Below are 6,338 nucleotides of genomic sequence, written 5' to 3' on the forward strand. Positions count from 1 at the left end.
TCAGCTCGCGTCGATGCTCAGCCAGTGCCGGCTGCGCCGGCCCGGCTCGTAGGGGGAGTCGAGGCGTTTCGCCACCACTCCCGGGAGCCCCTGCTCACGGGCGGCCCGCAGGGCGTCCGCGCCGACTCCCGGGAACCACGGCGGAGTCTGCCAGTGCGGGCCGGTGAGCGCCAGCCCGTCGAGCAGTTCGCGCCGCTGCGCGTACGGCACGTCGAGACTGGTCACGCCCTCCAGCCAGAGCAGGTCGACGGCGAGGAACTGGCCGTCGCGTCGGCTGGGCGGCTTGACCCGCCCGCCCGGGTCGATTCGGACCAGCACGCCGTCGAGCACCGCCTCGACCGGGGCCAGTTCCTCGGCCATCGCCCGCAACCAGGGGTACGCCCCGGTGACGTCCGTGTCGTCGCCGTCGAGCAGCCGCAGCCGGCCGCCGGAGACGTACGCCATCGCCCGCACGCCCGGCCAGCGCAGCTCGTACCCCCAGGCGTCGGCGTCGCGGGGCAGCCGCCTGCCGCCGGTGGTGCGCATGGGGCGGACCGGCTCGGGCATCGGCGTCCAACCGGCCGGCGCCGGGTCGGTGCGGCGGACCATCCAGTCCCGCCCGCCGGTGGCGAACAGCACGTAGCGTCCCTTCGTGCGTTCGCCGTCGAGCACCACGACCACCTCGTCGTCGCGCCACTTCTCCGCCCGGTAGGTGCCCGTGTCGTGCACGGTTATCCGTCCGCCGCCGTACTCTCCGGCGGGAATCTCCCCGGAGAACGTCAGATATTCCATCGGGTGGTCCTCGGTGTGCACGGCGAGGTGGTTGCGGCCCGGGTCGCGGGGCAGGCCGCGCGGCACCGCCCAGGAGGCCAGCACGCCGTCGTGCTCCAGCCGCAGGTCCCAGTGCAGGCTGCGGGCGTGGTGCTGCTGGATGACGAAGCGGGGCCCGCGGCGCGCGGACCGCTTGCGCGTCGCGGACCGCTCGGGCACCGGTTCCGGGGTACGCGCCGCGTCGCGCCTGCGCCGGTACTCCTCCAGCCGGTCCGCCACCCCCGTATTCTCCGTCAGGCCCGGCCCGCGCGCCGGCATGGCGGCCACGATCAGGGGTAGAACCGTCGACATGGACCTCGACCAACCCACCCTCCCGCTCACCGGCGACGTCCGGATCCCGCTGCTCGGCTTCGGCACCTGGCAGGCCACCGGCGAGGACGGCTACCTGGCCGTGCTCGCCGCGCTGGACGCCGGCTACCGGCACCTCGACACCGCGACGATGTACGGCAACGAGAAGGAGGTGGGGCGCGCGGTCAAGGAGAGCGGCGTGCGCCGCGAGGACCTCTTCATCACCACGAAGCTGCCGCCGGACCGGGTGGGCCGGGAGCGGGAGACCATCGAGGCGAGCCTGGCCGCGCTGGACACCGACTACGTCGACCTGTGGCTGGTGCACTGGCCGCCGTCCGAGCCCGGCGACAGCATCCCGGTGTGGCGGGAGATGCTGGCCGCCCGGGACGAGAACCTGGCCCGCACCGTCGGGGTGAGCAACTACTCGGTCGGGCAGCTCGACGAGCTGATCCAGGCCACCGAGGAGACGCCCGCGGTCAACCAGATCCGGTGGAGCCCGTCGCTGTACGACCGGCAGACGTACGCCGCGCACCGGGATCGGGGCGTGGTGCTGGAGGGCTACAGCCCGTTCAAGACCAGCGACCTGTCCGACCCGGTGCTGGCGCGGATCGCCCAGGCGCACGACGTCTCGCCGGCCCAGGTGGTGCTGCGCTGGCACATCGACCACGAGATCGTGGTGATCCCGAAGTCGGTGACGCCGGAGCGGATCCGGGCCAACGCCGACGTCTTCGAGTTCTCGTTGACCGCCGAGGAGATGCGCGACATCGACGCGCTCGGTGGCTGATCCGCGTACACGGGAGGGGGCGCGGTCCGGTGCGGACCGCGCCCCCTCTGTACGTGCGGCGGTCAGCCCCGGGCGCAGGCGGTGCCGTTGAGGGTGAAGCTGCTCGGCGCGGAGTAGTTGCCGTTCGCCTGGTAGCCGAAGTTGGTCGACGCGCCGGGCGACAGCGTGCCGTTGTAGGCGAGGTTCCGCGCGGTCACCGCCGAGCCGCTCTGCGTCACGGTGGCGTTCCACGAGCTGGTGATGGTCTGCCCGGAGGGCAGGTTGTAGTTGAGCGTCCAGCCGCTGATCGTGCTGTTGCCGGTGTTCTTGACCGTCACCTCGGCGGTGAAGCCGCTGTTCCACACATTGGTGGACCGGTAGGTCACGGTGCAGGCCGTGTTGCCCGACGGCGGCGGGGTGGTCGGCCCGCTGGTGGGCGGCGGGTTGTTGCCGCCGAGGTTGACGCTCTGCGAGAACGAGTTCACGGCCAGCCCGACGCCACCCTGCCACGGCTCGAAGCCGGCCTGGATGCTGGTCAGGTACCAGTCGTTGGTGATCGCGCCCCGGTTGCGGGTGTCGTTGATGAACGCCAGCGCGTCGAAGCTGAAGCTGGGGATGGCCGACGGCGCCACGTACGAGATGACGTTGTTGGAGCCGTTGCTGCCCCGCCAGACCTCCCAGGTCCGGCCGGCGATGCTGGCGTTGCCGACCGGGGAGCCGATGGGCTGGATCGAGCCCTGCCGGTTGAGCCAGATCATGATCTCCATCTGGTTCACGCCGTCCTTCTTGGGGGACGGGTCGAGCCAGATGTCGTACGCGGCGTCGTAGATCGCGCCGCTGACGTAGTTGTAGCTGATGCTGGCCGGCGCGCTGCTGATGCTCTTCACCTGGACCGGCAGGTTCGTGCCGGGCGAGCAGTTGGTGTAGTGGCAGCCCACGAAGATCGACGGGTAGGAGACCGGCGCCCCGTTGGTCGGCGCGGAGCCGTCCGCCCGGGTGATGGAGAAGCCGGTCGAGGTGACGTTGATGCACTGCTGGGCGGTGGTGCCCCAGCGGTTGTTCTGCACCACGTACTTGCCGCCGATCGTGGTCGAGCCGTACTGCTCGCAGATCTGGGTGTCGGCGGAGGCGCTGCCGCCGAGCGCGACGGCGACGACGGTGCCGGCGACCAGAAGACCGGCCGCGGCGAGAGCCCTGAGTGGACGCTTCATGATGCTCCTTGGTTCGGCGCGGAGGCGCCGGTCTGAACGGGGGACAGGTGCGGGAGCGCTCCCATGCTGACAAACACATTTACATGTTTGAAACCAGTGCGCAAATGGAGCGGTGGAGATGTTCGATCGGAGGGTCAACCGGCACTTCCACCGTCCGATTGCGGGGAGTAGTGTCTTGCCTCCAACGCGTTCCGCTCCCTCCCCCGGAGGCGAACCCCACGATGGGTGGTTCCCCCCTGCGCGTCCTCGTCGTCGGCGCGGGCATCGCCGGCCTCGCCGTGGCCCGGGCGCTGCGCCTGGCGGGGTTCCGGCCCGACGTCACCGAGCGACAGCCACCCGACGAGCGCGCCGACACCGGCGTCTACCTGCCCGGCAACGCGGTCCGGGCGATGCGCCGGCTCGGCCTGGACGGGCCGCTGCGACCGCTCGGTCAGGTGGTCCACCGGCAGCGGTTCCTCGACGCCGCCGGGTCGCCGCTGTGCGAGGTGAACCTCGACGCGCTCTGGGCCGGGGTGGGGGAGTGCCGGGCGCTGCCCCGGGCCGAGCTGCACCGGGTGCTGCTCACCGGCGCCGGCGGCGCGGTCCGGCACGGCGCCGAGGTGAACGCCGTCGAACCGCTGCCCGGCCGGGTCGCGGTAGGCTTCACCGACGGCACCAGCGGAGAGTACGACCTGGTGATCGGCGCGGACGGTCCCCGCTCCTCGGTCCGTACGCTGGCCGCGCTCGGCGGTCCGCCCCGCCCCGCCGGTCAGGTGGTCTACCGCGCCGTCGTGCGCGGCGGCCCCCGCGTCGCCGACTGGACCGCCCTGCTCGGCCGGCGGGCCGGCTTCCTGGTGGCGCCGCTCGGCGTCGGGCGGCTCCACTGCTATGCCGACGAGGCCGGCACCGACCTGCCCACCGACCCGCTCGCCCGGCTGCGCGAGCTGTTCGGCTCCTACGGCGGACCGGTGCCCGCGGTGCTGGCCGCGCTGGAGACGGTGCACGCGGAGCGCACCGAGGAGGTCGAGCTGGGACGCTGGTTCCGCGGCCGGGTGGTGCTCGTCGGTGACGCCGCTCACGCCACCGCGCCGACCCTCGCCCAGGGGGCCGCCATGGCGCTGGAGGACGCCGTCGTGCTCGCCGAGTCGCTGAAGGCCGCCGGCAGCGTCGACGCCGCCCTGCTCGCGTACGAGAGCCGGCGCCGCCCGCGTACCCGCTGGGTGCGGGACCGGACCCGGGACCGCAACCGCACCCGCGACGTGCCGCCGGCGCTGCGCGACCCGTTGCTGCGCGGACGCGGCGGGCGGATCTTCGGGGAGCACTACCGGCTCCTCACCGGCCCGCTGTAGAAGCGCCGAAGATCGTAGCCGCCCACCCCACGCGGCGGGGCCACCTACCGGGGACTATCCTCCTTGCGGATGACGGCTGCGCCGATGACCAGCGCGCCGAGCGGGACAACCCAGAACCGGAGGCCACTCGTGACCACCGTCGCACCCAAGCCGGTCGTGACCCGGCCCTGGCCGGTCCGCGAGCCGGTCAAGGGGTCGGCCATCGCGCGGCTGCTGCGCACCACGGACGCGAAGCAGATCGGGATCATGTACATGGTCACCGCGTTCGCGTTCTTCATGATCGGTGGCCTGATGGCCCTGATCATGCGGGCCGAGCTGGCGCGACCGGGGCTGCAGTTCCTGTCGCCCGAGCAGTACAACCAGCTCTTCACCATGCACGGCACGATCATGCTGCTGTTCTTCGCGACGCCGATCGTGTTCGCCTTCGCGAACTACGTGGTGCCGCTGCAGATCGGCGCGCCCGACGTGTCGTTCCCCCGGCTCAACGCGTTCGCGTACTGGCTGTACCTGTTCGGCGGCACGCTGGCCGTCGCCGGCTTCGTCACCCCCGGCGGCGCGGCCGACTTCGGCTGGACCGCCTACACGCCGCTGAGCAGCATCGAGCACTCCCCGGGCGTCGGCGCCAACATGTGGGTGGTCGGTCTGGCCATCTCGGGTCTGGGCACCATCCTCGGCGCGGTCAACCTGATCACCACGATCCTGACCCTGCGCGCGCCCGGCATGACCATGTTCCGGATGCCGATCTTCACCTGGAACATGCTGGTCACCAGCCTGCTGGCGATCCTGGTCTTCCCGCTGCTGGCCGCCGCGCTCTTCGCGCTCGCCGCGGACCGCCTGCTCGGCGCGCACGTCTACGACCCGGCCACCGGCGGCCCGATGCTGTGGCAGCACCTGTTCTGGTTCTTCGGGCACCCCGAGGTCTACATCGTGGCGCTGCCGTTCTTCGGCATCATCACCGAGATCATTCCGGTCTTCTCCCGCAAGCCGATCTTCGGCTACAAGGGCCTGGTCGCCGCCACCGTGGCCATCGCCGCGCTGTCGATGAGCGTCTGGGCGCACCACATGTTCGCCACCGGTCAGGTGCTGCTGCCGTTCTTCAGCTTCCTCAGCTACCTGATCGCGGTGCCGACGGGCATGAAGTTCTTCAACTGGATCGGCACCATGTGGCGGGGCCAGGTCACGTTCGAGACGCCGATGCTCTGGGCGATCGGCTTCCTGGTGACGTTCCTCTTCGGTGGTCTCACCGGCGTGTTGCTGGCCAGCCCGCCGATCGACTTCCACCTGCACGACTCGTACTTCGTGGTGGCGCACTTCCACTACGTGCTCTTCGGCACCATCGTGTTCGCCGTCTTCGCCGGCATCTACTTCTGGTTCCCGAAGATGTTCGGCCGGATGCTGGACGAGCGGCTCGGCAAGATCCACTTCTGGCTGACCATGATCGGCTTCCACACCACGTTCCTGGTGCAGCACTGGCTGGGCGCCGAGGGCATGCCCCGCCGGTACGCCGACTACCAGGTCGACGACGGCTTCACCACGCTGAACATGATCTCCACGATCGGCGCGTTCATCACCGGCATCTCGACCCTGCCGTTCATCTGGAACTGCTGGAAGTCGTACAAGACCGGCCCGGTGGTCGAGGTCGACGACCCGTGGGGTCACGGCAACTCGCTGGAGTGGGCCACCAGCTGCCCGCCGCCGCTGCGCAACTTCGACCGGATGCCCCGGATCCGCTCCGAGCGGCCCGCATTCGACGCGAAGTTCCCCGAGCTGGCCGCCGGGCAGAGCCTCGCCGGCCCGCCCGAGGGCGGCGCCAAGCCGCTGACCAGCGAGGTCAACGGTGGCGCCAGCTACCAGGAGGACACCGCCGGCAACCTGGACCAGCGCTAGCACCCCCCCCGCAACGCCAAAACGGGCGCCGCACCCCACCGGGGTACGGCG

At 71.2% G+C, this 6,338-nt stretch carries 5 protein-coding genes; 3 read left to right on the plus strand and 2 right to left on the minus strand.

The genetic code is table 11. The annotated features are described in order from the left end of the window. Positions 1 to 1,029, minus strand: coding sequence for a DNA polymerase ligase N-terminal domain-containing protein (locus B1205_RS19015; protein ID WP_089156811.1), 1,029 nt, complete (start codon positions 1,027 to 1,029; stop codon positions 1 to 3). Positions 1,030 to 1,099: 70 nt separating this feature from the next. On the opposite strand from B1205_RS19015, the gene B1205_RS19020 reads away from it, so the two are divergent. Continuing rightward, a complete protein-coding gene (locus tag B1205_RS19020; protein WP_089156812.1) occupies positions 1,100 to 1,882 on the plus strand; it encodes an aldo/keto reductase in 783 nt (260 codons plus the stop codon). 62 nt (positions 1,883 to 1,944) lie between these two features. Here the strand turns inward: B1205_RS19020 and B1205_RS19025 are convergent, their stop codons facing one another. After that, complete coding sequence (locus tag B1205_RS19025) at positions 1,945 to 3,072, minus strand: GH12 family glycosyl hydrolase domain-containing protein (protein WP_089156813.1); 1,128 nt, start codon at positions 3,070 to 3,072, stop codon at positions 1,945 to 1,947. Positions 3,073 to 3,293: 221 nt separating this feature from the next. Between B1205_RS19025 and B1205_RS19030 the strand changes: the two genes are divergently transcribed. Next, positions 3,294 to 4,400 carry an FAD-dependent monooxygenase gene (locus tag B1205_RS19030; RefSeq protein ID WP_089156814.1) on the plus strand — a complete coding sequence of 369 codons (1,107 nt, stop codon included), beginning with the start codon at positions 3,294 to 3,296 and terminating at the stop codon, positions 4,398 to 4,400. 129 nt (positions 4,401 to 4,529) lie between these two features. Next, positions 4,530 to 6,287, plus strand: coding sequence for an aa3-type cytochrome oxidase subunit I (gene ctaD / locus B1205_RS19035; protein WP_089156815.1), 1,758 nt, complete (start codon positions 4,530 to 4,532; stop codon positions 6,285 to 6,287). Positions 6,288 to 6,338 lie beyond the last annotated feature (51 nt).

It is taken from the genome of Micromonospora sp. NBS 11-29 (assembly GCF_002140155.1).
In the GTDB taxonomy this organism is placed as follows: Bacteria; Actinomycetota; Actinomycetes; order Mycobacteriales; family Micromonosporaceae; genus Micromonospora.